Origin of the sequence: Paenibacillus sp. V4I9 (assembly GCF_030817295.1) — a bacterium.
GTDB lineage: Bacteria > Bacillota > Bacilli > Paenibacillales > NBRC-103111 > Paenibacillus_E.
In genome coordinates this window covers 7601961-7626646 of sequence record NZ_JAUSZE010000001.1, presented here as the reverse complement: position 1 = coordinate 7626646, position 24686 = coordinate 7601961, and the positions used below count along the sequence as shown (strand labels likewise).

General features: G+C 47.5%; 18 protein-coding genes, 1 tRNA gene and 3 rRNA genes. 1 reads left to right on the top strand and 21 read right to left on the bottom strand.

The genetic code is table 11. The features are described 5' to 3' along the window. Window positions 1–100: 100 nt before the first annotated feature. The 5 genes from QFZ81_RS35090 to QFZ81_RS35070 all read right to left on the bottom strand — a co-directional run bounded on the left by QFZ81_RS35090 (window position 101) and on the right by QFZ81_RS35070 (window position 3461). On the bottom strand, window positions 101–547 hold the full coding sequence (locus QFZ81_RS35090; protein WP_029198491.1) for a YaaR family protein: 447 nt from the start codon (window positions 545–547) through the stop codon (window positions 101–103). 27 nt (window positions 548–574) lie between these two features. After that, a complete protein-coding gene (locus tag QFZ81_RS35085) occupies window positions 575–904 on the bottom strand; it encodes a cyclic-di-AMP receptor (protein WP_029198490.1) in 330 nt (109 codons plus the stop codon). A 46-nt stretch (window positions 905–950) separates the two neighbouring features. Continuing rightward, on the bottom strand, window positions 951–1610 hold the full coding sequence (gene tmk / locus QFZ81_RS35080) for a dTMP kinase (protein ID WP_307606446.1): 660 nt from the start codon (window positions 1608–1610) through the stop codon (window positions 951–953). Window positions 1611–1650: 40 nt separating this feature from the next. Then, window positions 1651–3156, bottom strand: coding sequence for an aminotransferase class I/II-fold pyridoxal phosphate-dependent enzyme (locus tag QFZ81_RS35075; protein WP_307436387.1), 1506 nt, complete (start codon window positions 3154–3156; stop codon window positions 1651–1653). 104 nt (window positions 3157–3260) lie between these two features. After that, window positions 3261–3461 carry a sigma factor G inhibitor Gin gene (locus tag QFZ81_RS35070; protein ID WP_307436389.1) on the bottom strand — a complete coding sequence of 67 codons (201 nt, stop codon included), beginning with the start codon at window positions 3459–3461 and terminating at the stop codon, window positions 3261–3263. A 135-nt stretch (window positions 3462–3596) separates the two neighbouring features. Between QFZ81_RS35070 and QFZ81_RS35065 the strand changes: the two genes are divergently transcribed. Next, window positions 3597–4124, top strand: a complete 528-nt coding sequence (locus QFZ81_RS35065; protein ID WP_307606444.1) for a hypothetical protein — start codon at window positions 3597–3599, stop codon at window positions 4122–4124. Window positions 4125–4473: 349 nt separating this feature from the next. Here the strand turns inward: QFZ81_RS35065 and rrf are convergent. From rrf to QFZ81_RS34985, 16 genes are all read right to left on the bottom strand, one after another. Continuing rightward, window positions 4474–4590 (bottom strand): 5S ribosomal RNA (gene rrf, locus QFZ81_RS35060). Window positions 4591–4658: 68 nt separating this feature from the next. Then, window positions 4659–7573: ribosomal RNA gene (locus QFZ81_RS35055) — 23S ribosomal RNA — on the bottom strand. A gap of 283 nt (window positions 7574–7856) precedes the next feature. Further along, window positions 7857–7932, bottom strand: a tRNA-Ala gene (locus QFZ81_RS35050). A gap of 162 nt (window positions 7933–8094) precedes the next feature. Then, window positions 8095–9636 (bottom strand): 16S ribosomal RNA (locus QFZ81_RS35045). The 16S, 23S and 5S rRNA genes sit together here with 1 tRNA gene alongside, the layout of an rRNA operon. A 222-nt stretch (window positions 9637–9858) precedes the next feature. Further along, window positions 9859–10869 carry a DUF1835 domain-containing protein gene (locus QFZ81_RS35040; protein ID WP_307606441.1) on the bottom strand — a complete coding sequence of 337 codons (1011 nt, stop codon included), beginning with the start codon at window positions 10867–10869 and terminating at the stop codon, window positions 9859–9861. A 24-nt stretch (window positions 10870–10893) separates the two neighbouring features. After that, a complete protein-coding gene (gene ligA, locus QFZ81_RS35035; RefSeq protein ID WP_307606439.1) occupies window positions 10894–12915 on the bottom strand; it encodes an NAD-dependent DNA ligase LigA in 2022 nt (673 codons plus the stop codon). Between the two features lie 64 nt (window positions 12916–12979). Beyond that, the gene (pcrA, locus tag QFZ81_RS35030; protein ID WP_307436399.1) at window positions 12980–15337 is read right to left on the bottom strand and encodes a DNA helicase PcrA; all 2358 of its coding nucleotides are present in this window, start codon (window positions 15335–15337) and stop codon (window positions 12980–12982) included. A 3-nt stretch (window positions 15338–15340) separates the two neighbouring features. After that, entirely contained in the window at window positions 15341–16036 is a 696-nt protein-coding gene (gene pcrB, locus QFZ81_RS35025; protein WP_307436402.1) for a heptaprenylglyceryl phosphate synthase, read from the bottom strand. A gap of 180 nt (window positions 16037–16216) precedes the next feature. Then, on the bottom strand, window positions 16217–16690 hold the full coding sequence (locus QFZ81_RS35020) for a DUF6130 family protein (RefSeq protein ID WP_307606437.1): 474 nt from the start codon (window positions 16688–16690) through the stop codon (window positions 16217–16219). 193 nt (window positions 16691–16883) lie between these two features. Further along, window positions 16884–17702, bottom strand: a complete 819-nt coding sequence (locus tag QFZ81_RS35015) for a spore coat protein (protein ID WP_307436407.1) — start codon at window positions 17700–17702, stop codon at window positions 16884–16886. A gap of 29 nt (window positions 17703–17731) precedes the next feature. After that, the gene (locus tag QFZ81_RS35010) at window positions 17732–17956 is read right to left on the bottom strand and encodes a hypothetical protein (RefSeq protein WP_307436410.1); all 225 of its coding nucleotides are present in this window, start codon (window positions 17954–17956) and stop codon (window positions 17732–17734) included. Between the two features lie 332 nt (window positions 17957–18288). Beyond that, window positions 18289–19221 carry a DUF4340 domain-containing protein gene (locus QFZ81_RS35005; protein ID WP_307606435.1) on the bottom strand — a complete coding sequence of 311 codons (933 nt, stop codon included), beginning with the start codon at window positions 19219–19221 and terminating at the stop codon, window positions 18289–18291. Beyond that, complete coding sequence (locus tag QFZ81_RS35000) at window positions 19218–20606, bottom strand: GldG family protein (protein ID WP_307606433.1); 1389 nt, start codon at window positions 20604–20606, stop codon at window positions 19218–19220. Before QFZ81_RS35000 ends, QFZ81_RS35005 begins: the two co-directional genes overlap by 4 nt. 5 nt (window positions 20607–20611) lie before the next feature. Then, complete coding sequence (locus QFZ81_RS34995) at window positions 20612–21328, bottom strand: ABC transporter permease subunit (protein ID WP_056832306.1); 717 nt, start codon at window positions 21326–21328, stop codon at window positions 20612–20614. After that, window positions 21321–22394 carry an ABC transporter ATP-binding protein gene (locus QFZ81_RS34990; protein WP_307606431.1) on the bottom strand — a complete coding sequence of 358 codons (1074 nt, stop codon included), beginning with the start codon at window positions 22392–22394 and terminating at the stop codon, window positions 21321–21323. The genes QFZ81_RS34995 and QFZ81_RS34990 overlap by 8 nt, the downstream gene beginning before the upstream one ends. A gap of 258 nt (window positions 22395–22652) precedes the next feature. Further along, window positions 22653–24509 carry a coiled-coil domain-containing protein gene (locus tag QFZ81_RS34985; RefSeq protein WP_307606429.1) on the bottom strand — a complete coding sequence of 619 codons (1857 nt, stop codon included), beginning with the start codon at window positions 24507–24509 and terminating at the stop codon, window positions 22653–22655. Window positions 24510–24686 lie beyond the last annotated feature (177 nt).

The following is a 24686-nucleotide window of genomic DNA, read 5'->3' as shown; positions in this document are numbered from 1 at the left end:
GCTCCATCCCGAGGATAAACGGCTACACCGTCCTTCCAGGACGAGTGCGTTTACCCAGAAATATTAACATCATATAGCGTGACATATATTTTCTTATATTTTAAAATAACAAGTTAATCAGCATCCCTCGGATTTCTCCGATTTTGTGCAAAATTTCAATTCGACCCTGCTCGTTTTCCAACAATTCATCTGCTAATGAAAGCAGTTCTAGATCAATTTCTTCCAAAAGCTTATATCGCTTCGAACGGCCGCGACGATCCCAACCCTTCGTATCTCTTAAATTAACACCACGGCGAGCGGTCTCCTCTAGAAACTGCTTAATCAGCAGCTTGTATTGCAGAAGCTCTCTCACCGTCATTGCCCGCGACAGACGATCACCCTGCAGCGTAATTTGCTGCACCATTTTGGATAATTGCTCCTGCGTAAATTTCTCATCCTGCTGCTGCATAATGTCTGAGAAATTCCGGGGGGCCATCTGTGGCGGCGGGACGTTCTCATTCACTTTGACGTTCTTACCGATGGGCTGCCACCCCGGATTAATTTTCAAGACGCATCCATCCTTGTGTATATCTGATTAGTAATGCTCGAAGCGCTCTACTGGCAATACGAAAACCGCGGCTCCACCCACTTGAACTTCCACAGGAAATGGAATATAGGAATCCGTCGTTCCTCCCATTGGAGAAACCGGTGTAACAAGCTGTTCCCGAATTTTGCAATTGGTGCGAATGACCTGCATGACCTCTTGCACCCTCTCATCTTCCGTACCAATCATAAATGTCGTGTTTCCCGCACGTAAAAATCCACCGGTACTTGCCAGCTTCGTGGCGCGAAACCCTTCTTTTATTAAAGCATTAGAGAGACGGTTACTGTCCTTATCTTGCACAACGGCTACGACTAGTTTCATGGGTGATTCCTCCCTTTTATTATAAACTAAGAATCGATTTTCTGCTTTAACCGGAAATATGTTCCTCAAGCAAACAATTACAATCCGTCCATATATCTTTTGCAATCTCCTCTTCGTTACGGTTTGCATTAACAACTCGTACGCGTTCAGGATGATCAGCTGCAATCTGATGAAAACCTTCCCGTACCCGGCTGTGATAATCTACATTTTTCTGTTCAATGCGATCCAACTGCTGGGCATTCACGCCCGTACCCGATGCTCTATGGTGAAGTCTCGCCATGCTTACTTCCACTGGCACATCTAAGATGTATGTTCGAGTTGCTTGTAATCCTGAGCTGGCATAACGCGAGATGGCTTTTACCATATCTACATCTACACCAAGTCCGTAAGCTTGATAAGCAACACTTGCATCAATGAAGCGATCACATAGTACAATTCGGCCAGCTGCGAGTGCCGGAAGAATTAACTGTTGCACATGCTGTGCTCTAGATGCTGCGTAAAGCAAAACTTCCGCTTGATCCACCATCTCCTTATTCACAGGGTCAAGAATAATACTGCGGATTTGATCACTGATTGCCGTTCCGCCCGGTTCTCTCGTAACGAGGACGTTATGCCCTTGTTTCTTAAGCTCCTCAGCCAATTTCTTAAGCTGTGTTGTTTTCCCAGCGCCGTCCGGCCCTTCAAACGTTATAAATATTCCGTTCACGCTTCCTCCTGCATGCTGCTTTACCAGATCATATAATGGTTTATGTGTATATCTTTAGCTTTTGTGTCTGCCCAAATTCGGTTCCTTGAAACTTGATTCCGTTTGCGGCCAATTGCAATAAGGCTTCGGCTATGGAAGCCGAGATGATTTCGCCAGGGTATAAATAGGGAATTCCCGGTGGATAAGGGATTACCATATCCGCAGAACGCTTCCCGACCGCCCCTTGAACGCTCACCTCACTAAACGCCACGTCTGCCCGTGATGCTTTGGAGATAACTCTCATATCAAAAGCAACTGGAGAAGAGATTGGTGTATAGTAGGGTAATTTAAGTATATTCGAGATAGGCGCTTGAAGTTCCTTCTTTTGTACAGGAACGTCCACACAAATGTTAGTTAATGCTTCGACAATTCTTAACATATCCGCTCTGGTGGAAGCAGGGGTGAATACAAGTAGTACTTGACGTCCGTCCGTCATTTCGACAAAACAGCCTTGAGCTTCTAGCCTTTCTTTGAGTTCGGTGCCAGATAACGTATTCGTCACATCATAGATGGCTATTTTAAACGGATCTGCCGTTTGACCCTCTTGACTTTGATTCCCCAAAAGCTCTCTTGGGTGATATCTGAATGCGGTAAGCTCATCAAGCAGCGACCTGAACTCTTTTACAACAGCAAGTCCTTGTTCTAGCCAGTTCCTGCCTTCTGTATGCATCCTCTTCCTCGCCAAATCTAGTGACGCCATTATAGGATAAGAGGGACTTGAGCTCTGCAGCATAGCTAGAAGTTGTTGGATAGCCCTTCGGTCTATCCGCGATCCTTGGACATGCAGCATAGCCCCCATGGTCATTGCGGTTAGCATCTTGTGCGTGGATTGTACCACAGCATCAGCCCCTTGTGATAAGGCGGAAGCCGGCATCTCATGATGAAATCCATAGTGCGCCCCGTGTGCTTCATCCACCAGCAGCAGCTTCCCATGTGCATGCATCAATTCCGCGAAAGGCTTGAGATTGACACCATTACCATAGTAATTTGGATTAGTTATAAACAGCCCCTTAGCCTCTGGATAAAGCAATAGCGCTTGCTTAACATCATCGATATATAGACTTGTGGCAACACCTGTTTCCGGATGGATTGCAGGAGCTATGAACACTGCCTTAGCACCAGCTAACATAAGCCCGTGAATGACCGACTTGTGTACATTTCTTTGCACAAGAATGATATCATCCTTCTCACATACGGCAGAAATCATGGCTAAATTACCAACTGTACTCCCACCTATCAGAAAATACGTTTCCTCAGCTCCAAAGCAATCCGCCGCTAGCTCCTCGGCTTCACTAATGACACCCTCTGCGTGGTGTAAATCATCTAGACCCGTAATTTCTGTATAATCGATCGACATCACCGTCTTTAGGAAGCTTGTCCCTTCATCTAACAAGCCTTGTCCGGATTTATGACCAGGTACATGGAAACTTGCAGGGTTCTTATCGTGGTGGGCGACCATTGCTTCAAAAAGCGGCGCACGTGACTTTTTTGAATGTTGGCTGCTCATGTTGACACGACTCCTTGAGCTCCGTGAGCTTTCTATTTTATACCCTTATAGTAGTGGATTGACGCTAAAAAAACAAAAAAAGCTTCCATAAGAAGCTTCTCCCACTAGTTCATATATTGTTTCGAATTGCCCATATAAAATACTTTCTTCATCTGTTTCACAAAAAACGGATATTTCTGATCATTTACATTCGTTTTGACCATTTCACTGCTGCACTCATCACAGATAAAGGCCATAATAATATGAATTCCGCCCATCCGTTGCTGTTCGCAGATCATACATACCCCTATTCGGTTCTCCTCCATATGATCACCCCACGATCTTTTACTATTAGTATATCCGAATCGCAATTCTCCTAAACTAGCTAAACGCTCATATTTTGGAAGGCATGTGCCGATATAGTCTTATATCAGGTTAACCGCCTTGCGGAGGTCATCAGCATGTCAACTAAACAGGAACCAAGTCTCTCCAAACAATCTACCATTTATAGCTATACTTTAATGAAGCGAATATATCATTCCTTGTATAAAATAATTGTTTATTTTATGCTTCTGATACTAGCGGTCTTTTACAAATTTGACCCTTCGAACTGGCTGCCGCTCTTAGTCAGCTATCCGCTTCTTCTTATCTTCCATTCTTTGCTCATCCGGATCTATTTTCAGTTTACGATTGGAATGGCTATGAGGGGCTGGTCTTACCGTTGGGGTGTCTTTTGGTGTGGATTCTTGCCAGAAGGAAATGCCTCCATACGATTGGTATCCAGAATTCAGCTTACTTTATTTTGGATTGGTCTTGCTATGATTACACTTCTTTATCCATGGATACCTGACAAATGGTTAATCCATCTCACGATTTTTCATTTCTGGATGCTTATGCCGCGGCTGTGGATGCTTTTCCGGTTTCGCCCGTACCGTAAAGCTGGATTGATTAAGATCACAGATAAGGACACATCTTGCTACATGCAGTAGCTATTATTGAATTGCAATAAGAGCCTCTAAGGGCTCTTATTTGTTATAAATAATGAATTGTGGGCGGAATAGCAGTCTTTAGGAGCTTTTATTCTGTTGTTAATCGCTGATTTACACTATTTTTTAGGAAATAGGAGCCTCTAATGTATGCTATTTCCTTGATTTCACTAAAAACAAAGGAAATAGAAGCCTTTAGGGACCCCTATTCGGAAGATTGGTTCTGTAAGACCTCTACCTTTGGTCTTTGATTATTTGGGCATATGAGCTGTTAGTTTTGCGCGCCACTTCGTCTATTTGTACAAATAGAAAAAACCTTACAAGGAGAAATCCTCGTAAGGTTTTTTAGTGTGCTTGGCAACGTTCTACTCTCCCAGAACCCTGCGGTTCAAGTACCATCGACGCTGGAGGGCTTAACGGTCGTGTTCGAGATGGGAACGCGTGGGTCCCCTCCGCCATCATCACCAAACAGTCAAAGCGTGGTTTGCGCCTTGAAAACTAGATACGAAACTTACGTAAAGTGAACATTTCAGGGTTTTGGTTAAGCCCTCGACCGATTAGTATTCGTCAGCTGCATGCATTACTGCACTTCCACCTCGAACCTATCAACCTCGTCGTCTACAAGGGGTCTTACATACTGGGAAATCTCATCTTGAGGGGGGCTTCGCGCTTAGATGCTTTCAGCGCTTATCCCCTCCGTACATAGCTACCCAGCGATGCCTCTGGCGAGACAACTGGTACACCAGCGGTACGTCCATCCCGGTCCTCTCGTACTAAGGACAGCTCCTCTCAAATTTCCTACGCCCGCGACAGATAGGGACCGAACTGTCTCACGACGTTCTGAACCCAGCTCGCGTACCGCTTTAATGGGCGAACAGCCCAACCCTTGGGACCTACTTCAGCCCCAGGATGCGATGAGCCGACATCGAGGTGCCAAACCTCCCCGTCGATGTGGACTCTTGGGGGAGATAAGCCTGTTATCCCCAGGGTAGCTTTTATCCGTTGAGCGATGGCCCTTCCATTCGGTACCACCGGATCACTAAGTCCGACTTTCGTCCCTGCTCGACTTGTAGGTCTCGCAGTCAAGCTCCCTTATGCCTTTGCACTCTGCGAATGATTTCCAACCATTCTGAGGGAACCTTTAAACGCCTCCGTTACATTTTAGGAGGCGACCGCCCCAGTCAAACTGCCCACCTGACACTGTCCCCATACCGGATCACGGTACCAGGTTAGAACTCCGATACGATCAGGGTGGTATCCCAACGATGCCTCCACCCAAGCTGGCGCTCAGGCTTCAAAGGCTCCCACCTATCCTGTACAGATCGTACCAAAGTCCAATATCAAGCTGCAGTAAAGCTCCATGGGGTCTTTCCGTCTTGTCGCGGGTAACCTGCATCTTCACAGGTATTAAAATTTCACCGGATCTCTCGTTGAGACAGCGCCCAAGTCGTTACGCCATTCGTGCGGGTCAGAATTTACCTGACAAGGAATTTCGCTACCTTAGGACCGTTATAGTTACGGCCGCCGTTTACTGGGGCTTCAATTCATAGCTTCGGGTTGCCCCTAACCACTCCTCTTAACCTTCCAGCACCGGGCAGGCGTCAGCCCGTATACTTCGCCTTGCGGCTTCGCACAGACCTGTGTTTTTGCTAAACAGTCGCTTGGGCCTTTTCACTGCGGCCCCCTCGGGCTATTCACCCTACCGAGGCACCCCTTCTCCCGAAGTTACGGGGTCATTTTGCCGAGTTCCTTAACGAGAGTTCTTCCGCGCGCCTTAGAATTCTCTTCTCACCCACCTGTGTCGGTTTGCGGTACGGGCACCTTCGCCTGGCTAGAAGCTTTTCTTGGCAGTGTGAACTCATGACCTTCGGTACTTAAATTTCCCTCCCCATCACAGCCCAGCCTTACGATGTGCGGATTTGCCTACACATCAGCCTCACTGCTTGGACGAGCATCCATCAGCTCGCGTCACTATCCTTCTGCGTCACTCCATTGCTCATAACGGCTACGGTGGTACAGGAATTTCCACCTGTTGTCCATCGACTACGCCTTTCGGCCTCGCCTTAGGTCCCGACTTACCCTGAGCGGACGAGCCTTCCTCAGGAACCCTTAGGTTTTCGGCGGATCAGATTCTCACTGATCTTTTCGTTACTTATACCGGCATTCTCACTTGTATGCGCTCCACCTGTCCTTACGGTCAGAATTCAACGTACATACAACGCTCCCCTACCCATGCACTAAAGTGCAAGCCATAGCTTCGGTGGCGTGTTTAGCCCCGTTACATTTTCGGCGCAGAGTCACTCGACCAGTGAGCTATTACGCACTCTTTCAATGGTGGCTGCTTCTAAGCCAACATCCTGGTTGTCTGTGCAACTCCACATCCTTTCCCACTTAACACACACTTGGGGACCTTAGCTGATGGTCTGGGCTGTTTCCCTTTTGACAATGGATCTTAGCACTCACTGTCTGACTCCCGGATTTAAGTTTGTGGCATTCAGAGTTTGACTGGACTTGGTAACCCTTGGCGGGCCCCGCACCCAATCAGTGCTTTACCTCCACAACTCAACATCCGAGGCTAGCCCTAAAGCTATTTCGGGGAGAACCAGCTATCTCCGAGTTCGATTGGAATTTCTCCGCTACCCCCACCTCATCCCCGCATTTTTCAACATGCGTGGGTTCGGGCCTCCAGTGAGTGTTACCTCACCTTCACCCTGGACAGGGGTAGATCACACGGTTTCGGGTCTACGTCCACGTACTAAAGCGCCCTATTCAGACTCGCTTTCGCTGCGGCTCCGCCTTTTCAGCTTAACCTCGCACGGGAACGTAACTCGCCGGTTCATTCTACAAAAGGCACGCCATCACCCATATAGAGGGCTCTGACTTTTTGTAAGCACACGGTTTCAGGTTCTTTTTCACTCCGCTTCCGCGGTGCTTTTCACCTTTCCCTCACGGTACTGCTTCACTATCGGTCACTAGGGAGTATTTAGCCTTGGCAGATGGTCCTGCCGGATTCCGACGGGGTTTCACGTGACCCGCCGTACTCAGGATACCTCTAGGGGTTTCGTTCGATTTTGGCTACAGGGCTTTTACCTTCTATGCCGGACCTTTCCAGATCGCTTCGCCTACCGAACTAACCCCACAACGAGGTCCTACAACCCCAAGGAGCAAGCTCCTTGGTTTGGGCTATTCCGCTTTCGCTCGCCGCTACTGACGGAATCACTTTTGTTTTCTTTTCCTCCAGGTACTTAGATGTTTCAGTTCCCTGGGTATGCCTCTACTATTGCTATGTATTCACAATAGAGTAACTGCGCATTACCACAGCTGGGTTCCCCCATTCGGACATCCCCGGATCAAAGCCTGCTTACGGCTCCCCGAGGCATTTCGTCGTTCGCCACGTCCTTCTTCGGCTCCTAGTGCCTAGGCATCCTCCGTGTGCTCTTTCTAGCTTAACCTAGAAAAAACTTTAAAGATTTTTGTATGATCCAAAAGAATCACACAACCTAAGTTCTTACTTTACGTTTTGTTTCGTTATCTAGTTTTCAAGGAACAAATGTGTTGTTTCCCCTTCGCCTCTCAGCGGCAGGTAATATACCTTATCATGCCATCTCAACATCGGCAACAATCAAAAATTACCAGTCGCTGAGGTGAATCATAAGTTATACAGATGGTTTGCTTTTCATCGGCCTAGTGTCAACAACACCGCCTTATCGGCGGCGGAAGTATGCATTAGGTTAATGGTGGAGCCAAGCGGGATCGAACCGCTGACCTCCTGCTTGCAAGGCAGGCGCTCTCCCAGCTGAGCTATGGCCCCATATTGATGAGATACACTTCGAATGAAGTGTACAAGCTCCATCAAAACTGAACAAATGAAATGAGTAATCAGCGATTTGTGTGAACAATGTGAGACTTTGATCTACGATCAAAGATCCCTATATATCACTTGACTGGATCTATCAGATCCGAGTCTCCATAGAAAGGAGGTGATCCAGCCGCACCTTCCGATACGGCTACCTTGTTACGACTTCACCCCAATCATCTACCCCACCTTCGGCGGCTGGCTCCCTTGCGGGTTACCCCACCGACTTCGGGTGTTGTAAACTCTCGTGGTGTGACGGGCGGTGTGTACAAGACCCGGGAACGTATTCACCGCGGCATGCTGATCCGCGATTACTAGCAATTCCGACTTCATGCAGGCGAGTTGCAGCCTGCAATCCGAACTGAGATCGGCTTATAAGGATTGGCTCCACCTCGCGGCTTCGCTTCCCGTTGTACCGACCATTGTAGTACGTGTGTAGCCCAGGTCATAAGGGGCATGATGATTTGACGTCATCCCCACCTTCCTCCGGTTTGTCACCGGCAGTCATCTTAGAGTGCCCACCCAAAGTGCTGGCAACTAAGATCAAGGGTTGCGCTCGTTGCGGGACTTAACCCAACATCTCACGACACGAGCTGACGACAACCATGCACCACCTGTCTCCTCTGTCCCGAAGGCCTACGATATCTCTACCGTATTCAGAGGGATGTCAAGACCTGGTAAGGTTCTTCGCGTTGCTTCGAATTAAACCACATACTCCACTGCTTGTGCGGGTCCCCGTCAATTCCTTTGAGTTTCACTCTTGCGAGCGTACTCCCCAGGCGGCATACTTACTGTGTTAACTTCGGCACCGAGGAATCGAATCCCCGACACCTAGTATGCATCGTTTACGGCGTGGACTACCAGGGTATCTAATCCTGTTTGCTCCCCACGCTTTCGCGCCTCAGCGTCAGTTATAGGCCAGAAAGTCGCCTTCGCCACTGGTGTTCCTCCACATCTCTACGCATTTCACCGCTACACGTGGAATTCCACTTTCCTCTCCTACACTCAAGTCAACCAGTTTTGGATGCGAACCGGGGTTGAGCCCCGGGCTTAAACACCCAACTTAATTGACCGCCTGCGCGCGCTTTACGCCCAATAATTCCGGACAACGCTTGCCCCCTACGTATTACCGCGGCTGCTGGCACGTAGTTAGCCGGGGCTTTCTTCTCCTATACCGTCACACAAAAGGCAGTTACTCCTCTTGCTGTTCGTCTAGGGCAACAGAGCTTTACGATCCGAAAACCTTCATCACTCACGCGGCGTTGCTCCGTCAGACTTGCGTCCATTGCGGAAGATTCCCTACTGCTGCCTCCCGTAGGAGTCTGGGCCGTGTCTCAGTCCCAGTGTGGCCGTTCACCCTCTCAGGTCGGCTACGCATCGTCGCCTTGGTAGGCCGTTACCCTACCAACTAGCTAATGCGCCGCAGGCCCATCTATAAGCCACAGATTGCTCCGTGTTTCATAATTCTCTCATGCGAGAGAACCAATTATCCGGTCTTAGCTATCGTTTCCGATAGTTATCCCAGTCTTATAGGCAGGTTACCTACGTGTTACTCACCCGTCCGCCGCTAACTTATCCCGAAGGATAAGTCCGCTCGACTTGCATGTATTAGGCACGCCGCCAGCGTTCGTCCTGAGCCAGGATCAAACTCTCCATAATAGAAAAGCTGAAATGCTCATTGACTTGCTAGCGAGATTTTGCAATCTCAATTGTAGTCACTTACGTGACTGAATTTGCTGATTTGCTTCATTCATTTGTTCAGTTTTCAAGGAGCTTTATTGCGTTACCGTTTAAAGCGTTAATGTATCGCTCTTGCGGTGACAAGAAGTAATATTATCAGGTTTCAAAACGAAATGCAAGCAATTTTATACATCCATTATCTTACATCTTCACAAACCCCGTAGAGATGCTGTTACGGCGCCATATATCCTTTTTCCCAAGCAGATGAACACCGCCAATCCAATCATCAATGCCATTTAGGTACAGATGGTCAAGCTCACATGTATGAACTAGTTTACCCATGTCCGTCCTATGTAATCGCCATTTTTCAAATTGAGGCGGCAGCGCTTCGCTGTAACTAGGCAGCTTGTCCCCTCCAGTAAGATGGACCAATGGAGCCTCACATTTGCGGATACTATCAACAATAGTCCAGTACTGCAAATCACCGAGGCCGTATTGACTGGCCGTTTGGCTTACTTTTTTAAATAACGATAGAACGAGCACCTCACCGTCCCCTATGAACTCAAGAATGAGCTGTTGGATGGTGTTCAAGCCATTTTGCATAGATGGATAGCGTTCAAAATTGGCCTCTAGGGCTTTTTGAAGAAAAGGCAGTGCTGATAGATCCTCTTCCAATAAAGTCGCCATAAGAAGGGGCTCAGAAGCTGAGTAGGCCATCCAAACCTTGCAGGCCAAAAGAAGTTGGTCTTCACTTACAGGCAACCACTTGTCGTGCAGCTGAGTAATTTGATTGACGTTTAATTGTCCTAATCCATGAAAGAACTCAACGCCAGGAAATTGATTGATACTTAACAAAGATAGTTTAAAGGATGGATTAGGGAGAGCGAATAATCTCGTTAGCAAATAACAAAGCATCAATTGGTCATATAAATCATGCTCAAACCACAGGACAATTTCGTCTACATCCTCTGCGGGCTTGTCCAGCGCTTTCTCCTGCTGTAAGGTAGTGGACTTGAACATTTCCTTAGGGATGCCGTGCCGATTATTCATATAAGCTGCCCTCATAGATAAAAGGACACTATCAGACATCTGTATGCCGATAGGTCCTTCACATAGTGACTCGCGCCACACCAATATGTCTCCATCGATACCCGAAGCACGCAGCTTATCTCCAAATGCGTTCCCATTCACGATATGAAGTTTTTTCGGCATGGCACTGTCCCCTTATTAGTCATTTTATCCTTCACCTAAAAGCTGTAAAAGCTCCTGTTCATCCTCAATGATCCGAATGCCAAGCTCTTGCGCTTTCGTCAGCTTGCTTCCAGCGCTTTCCCCTGCGATCACGATGTCCGTTTTCTTAGAAACACTGCCGGTAATCTTAGCTCCTAGCGCTTCCAACTTCTTGGCACATTCGTCACGACCCATGGTGGATAGCGTTCCTGTGAGGACAACGGTTTTGCCAAAGAACGGATTATCAGGGCTAGCCAATACAACCACAGGCTCTTCAGCTATTGGATTGACGCCAGCAGCGAGCATACGCTCAATACTGGACACCATCACAGGGTCACGGAAGAATGAATAAATACTCTCAGCTACTATACCGCCTACATCTGGAAGCCCAATTAGCTCCTCAGGCGTAGCCGCCATAATCTTCGTTAGGCTGCGATAGTAGTCTGCCAGCACCTTGGTCGTGGTTTTACCCGAGTTGGGAATGCCTAGTGCATAAAGGAACGAAGCTAGATCGCGTGATTTGCTTTTTTCTAGGGCATCAAGCAGGTTTCGGGCCTTCTTCTCGCCAAAGCGATCGAGCTTGACGAGGTCCTCGAATTGTAGGGTGTACAGATCCGCAGGATCACGGACATCCAGTTCTTGATGCAGCTGTGAAGCGGTCATTTCGCTGAAAAATTCAATGTCCATCGCATCGCGCGAAGCAAAATGGGCCATACGCCCAACCAGCTGCGGACTGCAGCCGAGACGGTTCAAGCAGAACAGATGCGCACCGCGCATCTCAAGCTCACTTCCGCAGGAAGGACAATGCGTCGGAGCTACAATTTCCTCGCCGTCATTCTCCTCGGTTACTTTACCGAGAATCTCAGGAATGACGTCATTGGAGCGACGGATATAGACGAGGCTGCCTAAGGCATGCTTGAGGTTTTTACGCTCGATGTCACCGACATTGTTGAGCGTGCAGTTCTGTACGGTTACGCCAGCGAGATCCACGGCTTCAACGCGGGCTAACGGTGTAATTTTGCCTGTGCGGCCAACTTCCCAAGATACACTTTGCAGGATTGTTGTCGCTTCTTCGGCTTCGAACTTATAGGCAATCGCCCAGCGAGGGAATTTCTCGGTGTAGCCGAGCACTTCTCTTGTTCGCATGTCTGTAATCTTGACGACACTTCCATCAATCAGAAAATCAAAGCCAAGGCGCTCTTCGGCAATCTGCTCCAGCTCTGCACTCACTTCTTCAATTGTGCTGAAATACCGCGTGCGGTTGCTCACTTTAAAGTGGTTGTCACGAAGAAACTGAACCATATCGAAATGATTATCGAATTGAATGCCGTCTGAGTAACCCACATTATAGAAGAAAGCGTTCAACTTACGCTCTGCCGTCACTTTGGGATTGAGATTACGCAGTGCTCCGGCTGCTGCGTTGCGGGCATTTTTGAGCGGATCCGTCGCAGTTTGGTTGTACGCCTCGAGCACGGAGAGAAACATCATGCCCTCGCCTTGCACTTCAATGGTCCCCTGATTGTAAGGAATCTCCAGTGGGATCGACTTGATCGTCTTGATTTGGGCTAAAATCCCCTCACCAACCGTACCGTTTCCTCGCGTGGAGGCTTGAACAAGCTCTCCTTGCTTATAGGTAAGGTTCAGCGTGAGCCCGTCGAACTTTAATTCCACCACATACGTCGGGTCAGGTAACGGGTTCTCTGGATTTTTGCTGTTGTAATCTGCAATTAGCTTAAGCACACGTGTGTGCCAAGTCTGCAGATCTTCGGCATTCTGCGCTTTGTCCAAGCTCCAGAGTCGGGCCAGATGCTTGTGTGGATCAAAACCTTTGAGAATGTCGCCGCCCACGCGTTGGGTTGGAGAAGAAGGCAGGGTAATCCCTGTCTCTTTCTCTAGCGCGGTCAATTTATTGTATAAAGCATCCCACTCGGCATCGGAAATCGCCGGTTGATCAAGCGTGTAGTAGTTATGATTGTGCTTGTTGATTTCTTGGATGAGGGTTTTCATTGCCGCGATGGCATCTGTCATTACGGGCTCTTCCTCTCTAATGGGTAATAGGGTGGGTCCGGCAAATAAAGGCGAAAAGCGGCTCCTATTCTTTCGTAATAGGAGCGAACTTCGCGAGCAGGCGCTTCAAGCCAACAGGCGCCGGGAAAGCAATTTGCAGCTCGGTATCATCACCCGAGCCTTTCACTGACACAACGGTGCCGATGCCCCACTTGCCATGCGACACTTTGTCGCTGGCTTTGTAGTCCGGCACCGCGCCGCCTGCGGCAGGCTGCGGAGCCCGGAACGCAGCCGGCTTCGCCCCGGCTGCAGGGCTTGGCGCAGCCGCGCCCGTACTAGGCCGTCCGAACGAGGACGGCGTGCCCCAAGCGGACGAGCCGGCGGAGCCGCGGCCCGCTTGTGAGGCAGTGGCGCTGCTGCCACTGCTGCCCCACGAGCTGGTGCTAGTGCGGCCAGCTCGCGAGAAGCCTCCACCGATGGAACCGCCCATCGAGACATTCTCCAGGAGCTCCTTCGGAATCTCCTGAAGGAATCTCGATGGCGCGTTCGCCGCGGTGCGGCCAAAGAGCGTGCGCATGCGGGCGCACGTGAGGAAAAGCTCTTGCTCGGCGCGCGTGATGCCGACATAGGCCAAACGGCGCTCCTCTTCTAGCTCTTCGTTATCGGCGAAGGCACGGCTATGCGGGAAGACGCCTTCTTCCATTCCGATGATGAATACTACCGGGAACTCTAGGCCTTTGGCGCTGTGCATCGTCATGAGCACAACGGCGTCCTGCTCTTCCTCGCTTTTTTCTTTATCCAGCGTATCGATATCGGCGATAAGCGCCAAATCGGTCAGGAACGAAATGAGTGACTTGTCCTCGTTACGTTTCTCAAAGTCCATCGTCACAGACAGGAACTCCTCGATATTTTCGAGACGAGCCTTGGATTCAATCGTATTCTCGCGCTGCATCTCTAGACGGTACTGCGACATCTCCAATATTTTCTCGGTGAGTTCAGTTACAGATAAGTATTCAACCATGCGGTTCAGGTTATCAATCATTTCGCGGAAATCTGCTAAAGCGTGCTTAGCCTTCGTCGTGATCTCTAATGAATCGACTTCCTCCAGCATGGCATATAGTGAAATACCTCTTCGCCCTGCCATATCGGCCACTCTGTCCATCGAGGTGTCACCAATGCCCCGCTTCGGCACGTTCACGATTCGACTCAAGCTGATATCATCGTCCGGATTGGAGATGAGGCGCAGATACGCCAAGATATCCTTAATCTCTTTCCGGTCGTAGAACTTTACGCCGCCAACGATGGTGTATTGGATATCGGATTTAATGAGAATTTCCTCAATTACCCGAGATTGTGCGTTCGTCCGGTACAAAATAGCGTGATGACCGAACTTTTTACCATTCGACTTATTCTTATTAATTTCACTAGTAACGAAGTAGCCTTCTTCGTGCTCGGAATCGGCTTGATACAGCTTAATCCTTACGCCGCCCTCTTTATCCGTCCATAAGTTTTTGGGCTTACGGCCCGTATTGTTGGCGATGACCTTATTGGCAGCCTGCAAAATATTAGATGTGGAGCGATAATTTTGCTCCAAAAGAATAGCTGTTGCATTCGGATAATCTTTTTCAAAATTAAGGATATTAGAAATGTCAGCCCCACGCCAACGGTAAATAGACTGATCACTATCTCCCACAACGCAAATGCGCTGATGTTTGGCCGCAATCATTTGACACAGCATATACTGCGCTCGGTTCGTATCCTGATACTCATCGACATGGATATATTGAAATTTATTTTGATAAAACTCCAGAACCTCTGGAACTTCATTAAACAAATGAATGGTTGCCATAATTAAATCATCAAAATCCAGGGAATTGTTGCTTCTAAGCTTCTTCTGATAAAGCGTATAGATTTTCGAGGTCAACCCGTCGAAGTAGTCACCGATTTTATCCTCAAATTGTTTAGGAGAGATGAGTTCATTTTTGGCTGTAGAAATGGCCGCTTGAAAGGTCTTAGGTTCGAACTTCTTGGTATCAATATTCAGTTCTTTGCAGCACGTTTTGATGACCGACAACTGATCACCGGAATCTAGAATGGTAAAATTCGAGGTGAAACCGATGCGTGAAATATCTCTGCGCAGCATGCGTACACACATGGAGTGAAACGTGGAAACCCAAATATCATTCCCACTGCCGCCAACCAACTTGCCGACACGATCCTGCATCTCACGTGCCGCTTTATTCGTAAATGTAAGGGCCAAAATGCTCCATGGCGCCGCTTTGCGCGTGCCGATTAAGTAAGCAATACGATGCGTCAGCACCCGTGTCTTCCCGCTTCCCGCTCCAGCCATAATCAGAAGTGGGCCGTCGACAGCTTCGACTGCTTTGCGCTGCTCGGGATTCAACCTTTTAATCGCATCTAAAATATTGACTGTCTCGTTCATAAGTTACCTTCCTGTTCTATCAAAGTTCACGGTCTGAAGCGCCTGCTCCAGATCACTATAAATAATGTTACCGACGACGATGGTATCTGCGACCTCCGCTGCTTGCTGCGCTTTATCTAGGCTGTCAATGCCGCCACCATACAATAAACGGGCATTCTCCAGCACTTGTCGCGTCCGCCGCACCAACTCCATATCTCCAAACACACCGCTATATTCCAAATAAACAATAGACATGTGAAATAGCTTGTCCGCCATGCGTGCATATGCAGCAACATCCTTGGCATCCAAGTTCGTACGAGCCGATGTTAATTGCGCAGCCATAGCTTCGCCATTTAGAATAATGTAGCCTTCAGCTATAATTTCGTCCCAATTTAGCATAGAACCATATTCCTTCAACGCCTCGTGATGCTGCCCAACGATCCATTTCGGATCATCCGCATTCAGCACAATCGGGATTAGGAATAAATCAAACCCTGGAACGATGGCCTCTTGATTGGATATCTCCAGCACACAGGGCACCTCATACTGACGAATCCGAGATAGAAGATCTACCGTGTTATCAAAAGTTACTCCCGTTGAACCACCCACCATGATCGCATCTGTCCCAGACTGGCATAGCCGATCGAGCGCTTCATCTGAGATTTCCCGATCTGGGTCAAGCTTAAATACATGCTTCCACTTGCGTATATCGACGATCAATTGTTTCCCTCCGATTAGGCGGCAATACTGCCATACTATCAACAGTCTATGCTACGTATCCAGGTGTGTCAAATGACAAAAGACGGGCTAAGCGCCCGTCTTTTCAAGGAATATGAACGTAATGTTATCTGATCTGCGTTGAAGCTTGATTTCCGACTAAATACGCACAAATGTTCCTAATTATTTGACTTCAATATTAAGAATTTTCTCTACATTGATATCCTTATGATCATTTTGCTGAAGCTCGAGTCTGATCTCATGTTTACCTGCCGCTAAATTGGTCAGTGTTAATGGACCCGTTTTGCCAATCATCGCTTTCTGCTTACCATCCACGTACAAATGCAAATGTCCTTCTCCCTGTACGGCTTTCTGATCCATATGATCCGCTATCTGAAAGTTACTTGTCTGATACGTGATCGTAACGTTTCTGCCCTCTACTTTATAATCGGCATCGATGGCTGGCTTGGCGCCCGAGGCCACCGTCTTCACACTGCTTTCCGTCTTCCCTTGAGCCACTGTAGTCGCTGCCTTGGGATCCTTCAAGCCTGCTGCACCGCTACTAGCAACTTCCTCTTTAGAACCGCATGCTGTAGTTAATGCTCCTAGTACAATTAAAGCAGCTGCGCCGTAAATCCACGTTTTTCTCATCAGCATTTGCACCCTTCTCCCATAAGTTTGGACATCCTATGTTCCTTATATATGAGTGACAAGCTGGTTCCATTCCATGATTATGAGAAAAGTGGGACAAAATAAATAAAACATATTTTGGAGCGATGGGATGTTAGATAAAAAAAGACGCCCCTTAGCTATAAGCTAGGACGTCTTGGTCTTGAGGGAGAAATGCGATTTAGAAGCTGTATTTACTTCCCTCATGTTGTTGTTTACTGAGATAAGAGCTTTCACCTGCCGTCGAGGTCTGAGTACCTGTTTGACTGCGGGAAGCGCTGGTAGAACTTGCTGTTTTGCTAGCAATGCCAGCATTTTCAGATGCGCTGTATCCGGATGATGCGGAATAACCTTGAGATTGACCGTAGCCAGATTGTCCGTAATTCTGGTCTTGAAAATTTTGTCCTTGCTGGTTGCTAATATAGGCTTGCTGTTGACTTGTCTGGTTTGGTGAAGACTGTGTATGGGTTGAATAGCCTTGCCCTTGATTATTGTATACCGCATTAGGATATTGGGAGGCACTAATCATCGGTTGAATTGGTGTTTGTGTTTGGTATAAAGCTGCAATTTGGTTTTGTTGTTGACTCTGCTGCTGATGTTGTTGCTGCTGGGCTATAGTCATCTGGTCTTGCTGCTGAAAGCTCGCCGCGTTGGATTGACTCAAATTTTGTTGTACAAAGGACTGCAGCTGAGCTGCGGTCTGGCTTTGTTTCTGCAGCTCTTGCTGAATTTGCTGCTGAGGAGCAGCTTGAATCTCATATTGGCCAAGCTTCTGGATTTCCTGAAATACGGCAGCTTGATCCTGCAGTGTCTGTTGCAGTAACGACTGGAAGGTCTGCCTGATCTGTGGATTAGCAGCCTCCAAAGCTGCAGTCGTATATTCACGAGCACAGCGTTTCAACTCATTTAAAACAAAGTTTGCAAGGTCCTCGTCTTTTAATTGTACTTGTTGCTGGTGAGATTGCTGCTGCTGTTGTTGATACGGGTTTTGCTGATACATGCTTCTTACACCTCCTATTTATGTGCGAATTAATGGGTAATGCCTGATTGCTGCTGTAGGGTGTTGATGAGGACGCTAATGTTTTGCAGTCGCTCCTGAGAAAGATGAGACAAGGTTTGTTTCAAGGACTGACTTTGGCTGTTCACCGCTCCTTGTACACAAAGCTTTGCTAACAACTCCTCATTTTTCAGCGTATCCGCTAGGTATAAAAGCTCTTTGCCGGAAATGTTTTGGTTCCCTTGATTGCTGTACATGTGAATGTTACCTCCTTTCCATTCCTTTCTCGTAGGTTTCCCAAAATATTCCGTTTTATGTACCGTTGGTAAAAAAAGTTAATCAAAATCTTGAAAAACTAGGTCTTATGCAGCTTCAGCTGTATCAAGGTTGTACATCCTACAACTTTGGTGAAGCTAATTGGTGCTATCTACCCGATTGTTGTAAAAAATACAACATGTCCGGCCTAAAATGAGCGCTTTGAACAGAATTGGGTAAAGTTCTTGTACAAATCTCGACTCCCCACTGGGAAGAAAACAAGAAGAAAAACTGCCCCCACAGCACGTTTGAACTGTAGAGAGCAGTTTTCCTGTTAAGAGGCGGGCTGAGCCGGTTTGCCGGCATAGGCATCCACCAATTTCTGTATTTCTGCGGATGTAAGCAGGTACGCCCACTGACCGCCTTGCTTCGCCAACCAGACTTGATCTTGGCTTAGCTTGCCTTCATAGATCTCGGTGACCTCTTTGCCATCTACAGACAATCCAAGCTCTACTTTGAGCTCACCGCCCGCAGCTGGCTTCTGAGCCGCTGGCTGTGGAAGCTCAGCACTGTGCAGGAAGATCAGCTCATCCAGCAGCGGATTCGCCTCCGCGCCTTTCAGCTCTTTATCACCAAGCTTCCAGTTCGCCTCAGCAGCCACCTTGTCTTTGTCTGTTTTGGTAAGCGTCCAGCTCTGACCTTTCCACGTCAGGTTTACGCTCTGCACCTTGTCGCTCTCGAATTGGAATGGACTAGCATCAGTAAAGTCTACCGGTTCTTTGCTGAGGGCAGAGAGCGACTGATCACTCACCTGATACACAGCAGGAGATCCCTCCACCTGAACATAGGAGAAGCCTTCAATAGGAAGAGCCGTACCCACCAGCAGTCCTTTCTTCGAGCCGTCTTTTAACGTAACTTCATAAGTTCCAAGCGGCTTATCTAACCCATAGTTGGATAGATTACTTACCTGATCTTCAACTAGTTTCGTTGATGTCACCAGTCCGAGGGCATCCAACCATGAACCCACTTGATTCGTATTGATCGGCGCTGCTGCAGGGCTTTTCATCTCCCATCCGCTGCCGCTCCGGGCTAATTCGATCTGCTGCGCCTCTGTTTTTACATGAATGGACTGCACGTCTTCTTGCTTAAGTGTGATGAGCGATTTCGGGTCATCTTTTTTCTCTTGAAAGAAGTCTTTGCTCGAAGCGTACCAAAAACCGCCGATACAAATAACGACTAACAGAATCGTAGGAATAAACCGTTTCATCCTCGTCTCCTCCTCCACCAGATCAAGCCGCCAATGACTAGGAACAAGAGCGGTAAGAACACGATCGTTACGAGGAAAATAGTATTCGCTTGGCTAGGCGTAATCATCGCTTGTTGGAACGCATCCCCTTGACGCGGACGGATCGTGATCTGATCCTTCTGTTCCTGCAGCCAGCCGATACTGTTCAGAGCAAAATCCTTGTTGCCTTGATTCTGAATATCTTCATCTAGTACAAACGTAGATCCGCCTAGAATGACAGCTTTAGGCTTGTTATCCTTGTTAGCAATCGCATAACCCAGATTCAGCGGTCCTTTGACATCTGTCGCATCCTGCTTAGTTTTGGATTGTGCAAGAAGGTTGATATCTGTTTCCCCGTAAGCTTTATCTGTTGTTTTCAAAAGCAGAGACTGGGTGTAGTCTGGTGCACTTTCATCCGCATTCAAACTTACAGCCAGCGACAACATCGTAATCAAATTATTGCTGGACAGCTTGTTGGTAATGTCATGGGGGCCATACTCCGGAATAATCGTCAACGGATCATAGAGCGACGTTTGTTTCGCTTCAATCGCAATCGCATGTTGATCCTGAATGCCGTATGTTTTCATGATCGCATCGATATTTTTCCACTTGGTCGCCATATCTTTATTGAAGCCTAACGCCATATAAATCTTGCCTTTATCCTTCAAATAAGCCTGGATCAGCGCAGCTTCTTTATCATTCAGGTCATTTTGCGGGCCAAGCAGCATGAGCATCTGCGCATCGTCCGGTATTTTACCCTCAACGAACAGATTAAGGTCCTTCACGACATAATTAGCGGCTTCCAGACTGCTTTTCAAAATGGTCATGGCATTCAGTGGATATTCCTGATGACCGGAAAGCAGATAAACCGTGTGCTTCTCTGTGGACGTGAGGCTCTTAATTGCCTGGGTGAACTTCTCTTCTCCTGAGAACGTGTAGGAGCCATCCTGTTGGCCTACAAACAATTCATAGAAATTGATATTCTGCTTTTTAGAACCCATTTCAAAAATAATCGTTCCGCCTTGATCGACACCATACTGCTTGGCCATCGAAGGTTGTTTCAGCATATCGTATTCATCATACGTAATCTTAGCGCTTTGCTTCTTATATTCGGTCACCATATCGGTGACTTGTCGCGTCACAAAACCGTTGTTGTCCCCACTATTCGTAAAGGCAACGATGTGAATATCTTGATTTAAGTTTTTGAGTGTGGCAACTGTTTGCTCGGAGAGCGTAAAGCTCTTATTTTTCGTCAAATCGACCTGAAAGCCTTTCAGCGAATGAAGGAAGATCGTCAGTATAATGAAAATGCCGATAACGGCGATCGATAAAACAGTCGCATTAGTTCCCCGTATCCACTTATTCATCCCGCTCACCTCCAACGCTTTCTTTCAAGGACTTGTATGCAAAGAACCAGGAACACAGCTGTTAATGTGATATAAAAGAGGATGTCTCCACCGTGCAGGACGCCCTTTTGCAAGTTCGTCAGATGGCTCGTCAATGAGAATTGAGCGACATAATCCTTCAGCTTGCCTGTCATGCTGCCGCTTACCCAATCAAGCAGCCACAGCAAAAGCAGTATAACAAAGCCTGAAATACCGGCAACCATCTGATTGTTGGATAAACTGGAAGCGAACAAGCCAATGGCCATCATCGCGCAGCCTAATAGGAACATACTTAGATAGGACAGCCACATAACTGGCTTATCCAACGTTCCGAAGGCAGACATAATGAGCGGGTAGATCAAGCTGATCCCCACTAGCCCCACTTGTACAATAAAAGCAGATAAATATTTACCCAGCACGATTTCACCAATACCTGCTGGTGAAGTCAGAAGCAGCTCATCGGTACCTTGACGGAACTCATCTGCGATGAGACGCATCGTTAAAAGCGGGATGATAAATAGGTACACGAATGTGGTATTTCCAACAACGGAACGCGCATCCACAATCGGTGGCTGGCCGTTAACGAAGTTGATGTAGAAGAAGAAGCTCGATAGCAGCACATAGAAAGCGAATGCCACGTAAGCAACAGGTGAAAAGAAATACATTTGCAGCTCTTTCGAGCAAATGGCCCAGACTCTACGCATCGGTGTCTACCTCCTCCTTCGGAGTGCTATCGGCTTCGGCAGGTTCATCCGTCGTCAACTTGAGGAAGATATCCTCTAAGCTGAGGCTTTCCCGCTTCATCTCTAGGATCGGGTAGCCTGCGCCTGCCAAGCGGAAGAACAACGCCTCGCGGATATCGGAGCGATCCGCGGAGGTGACGAGCAGCTTCACAGTATCGGCTGCTGCTGGTGGTTCAGTCGTCGCTTCTTTCGATGCATCCTCGCTGATGAACACATCCTGCGCAGCAGGCGCAGCGATAGTTGCAGCGTCGCTCGGCGCGCCGACTTCTTTCACTTCTGCGACCGCCTCTAGGCTTCGCAGCTCCGTCAAGATCCGCTCGCGAGGTCCCTTGACCTCGAGCGACACCTCGAACGTCTCGCCCATCGTGCGGCCGAGATGCTCAGGGCGCTCGTCGAGAACCACGCGGCCTTGGTTAATAATGAGAACGCGGTTGCAAATCGCGTTAATTTCCGGGAGAATGTGCGTGCTCAGCAGCACCGTATGGTTCTCCCCCAGCTCATGAATTAGCTGGCGAATCTCGATGATCTGCTTCGGATCGAGGCCAGACGTGGGCTCGTCCAGGATAAGCAGATCCGGTTGGTGCAGAATCGCTTGCGCGAGGCCCAAGCGCTGCTTGTAGCCCTTAGACAAGGAGCGGATGATTTGCTTCTCGCGGCCTTGCAGACCTAGCTTGTCGATCGCTTCGCCGACACGCAGCTTCTGCTCCCGTGCAGGCACATCGCGAAGATTCGCGATAAATCGTAAGTAAGCTTGCACCGTCATCTCTGGATAGAGAGGCGGCGTTTCGGGTAAGTAGCCGATTTTGCGGCGTGCTTTCTTCGGGTTATCAGCCATGGAGTGACCATCCACCCATATTTGACCATGCGTAGGGTTCAAATAACCCGTAATCATGCGCATCGTCGTTGTTTTGCCAGCACCGTTCGGCCCTAAGAAGCCAACGATCTCACCGCGCTGCATCGAGAAATCGATGTTATGTACGCCGCGATCATTTTCGTACAGCTTGCTGACTTGTTTGACCTCAAGCATCCAAGATCCCCCATTTCTACTCGTTCATATAACCATCATCACTATACCCGTGGAACAATAAACCAACCTTAAGCAAATCTGAAAAATAGATTAAAAATTTGTGTCTGAATTGTGAACGAATAAATGGGAGGAGGGGATGATGGAAGGCTAAATCGTCGAATGCTAGAAAGCCAGCTGAAATGTGTATAAATAATAGAACTCCCTAACTGTTAGGGAGTTCTATTATTTATGACATCATGATGAGGATTAAATGATAGCCTAGAAACCTAACATTTTAGAGATCTTTTCAAGTAGTCGTTGCTGTGATGTCAATTGTTGAGATATGTCATCATAGCGTTTGTTTAGTGATTCCGTAGTAGCAAGCATTTCACTTCGGATTTCTTGTTCCAACATTTCACTTACCTTTTGCGTGTGAAGATGAATTAAATTACGCAGGTCCTTTACATCCTCCGAAACGCCTTCATATCGTTGGTTCAGTAACTCCGTTGTGGCAGTAAGTATTTCACCTTTGGGATCTTGATCCGAAGCTTCAGTTACCTTTTGATGAACAGTTTCGATTACTTTTCGCAGCTCCGTTACCTCTTTAGATATGGTGTCATATCGTTGGTTCAGTAACTCTGTTGTGGCAGTAAGTATTTCACCTTTGGGATCCCGATCCGAAGCTTCGGTTACCTTTTGCTGAACGGTTTCGATCACTCTTCGCAGTTCCGTTACTTCTTTAGATACGGTGTCACATCGTTGGTTTAGTAACTCCGTTGTGGCAGTAAGTATTTCACCTTTGAGATCTCGATCCGAAGCTTCAGTTACCTTTTGCTGAACGGTTTCGATCACTCTTCGCAGTTCCGTTACTTCTTCAGATACGGTGTCATAGCGTTTGTCTAGCGATTCTGCAGTAGTAAGCATTTGAATTCGGATTTCTTGCTCCACCACTTCGCTTACCTTTTGCGTGTGAAGATCGATCAGATTGCGAAGGTCCTTTACATCCTCTGAAACACCTTCATAGCGTTGGTTCAGTAACTCTGTTGTAGCAGTAAGAACTTCACCTTTGAGATCTCGATCTGAAGCTTCAGTTACCTTTTGCTGAACGGTTTCGATCGCATGCTGCAACCCTGTTACTTCGGTAGAAACACCCTCAATTTGTCTTTTCAGCAATTCAATTGTGGAAACAACCTCACTTCTGATTTCTTGTTCCAACATCTCACTTATCTTTTGCGCGTGGAGATGAATCTCATTACGCAGGTTATTTACATCAGCTGAAACGACTTTATAGCGTTGGTTCAGTAACTCCGTTGCAGCAGTAAGTATTTCACCTTTGAGATCTTGATCCGAAGCTTCCGTTACCTTTTGTTGAACGATGTGGATCGCATTCTGAAGCCCCGTTACTTCGGTTGAAACACCCTCAATTTGTCTGTTCAGTAATTCAAGTGTGACAGCAACTTCACTTCGAATGTCCTGTTCGAACACATCAGATACATGTTGGGTGAGAATCTGGATCACGTTTCGTAATTCCGTTACTTCTTCAGAAACGCCCGAAACTTCAATAACCTTTTGTGAAAGCGAATGGATGGTGCTACAAAGTTCCGCGACTTCATTAGTTAATTGAACGAACTGAGCGTTTGAATGATCCACAATAGGTGGTAAAAGCATACTACCTGCTATAGTCGATATACCAACCTTTTGATTCAGGTCGATATGGTCCTTTAAATTCCTTGGGGATTTATTCGCTTCTATCTTTCGCGTGAGGAGCTGTACCCTGTTACTTAATTCCATTGTTTCTTTGCTTAATTGCAAGTTGGAGTTGTTTACAGAAGGAGGTAAATTGGAGCTAGGAACAATAGTAGGTGTAGGAGGTAACGACTTTTCATCATTGAGTGCGATAATTGCCTTCCGACGCATTTCCTGTAAATGTTCTTTTATAAATCTAAGCGGCTTATTGGCATCGCTCATCTTGGAAATGATCTCAAAAATTTCGATGGCTTCTTCTGTGTACCTTAGGGATCCCCCTACAGCTTTAGTCGGAAGAAATTCGCGAAAATAATTTGACCATTCCACCACAGCCGCTCGCGTTTTTCCGATCTTACCAGCGATCTCAGTGAACTTATATGTCCTTTTCATTGTTATCTATCGCCATCCTTTCTTCTTATGTCCATTAGGCTTAGGCATTAGCTGTAACATATTATTCAGGACATTAAACAAATGACAATAAATGAGGGAAATATTTAGCACTGCGCTTTTTTTCTCCAGAAAACAACAAACCCAGTACCTATGCGGCACTGGGTCTGTTTTCCACAC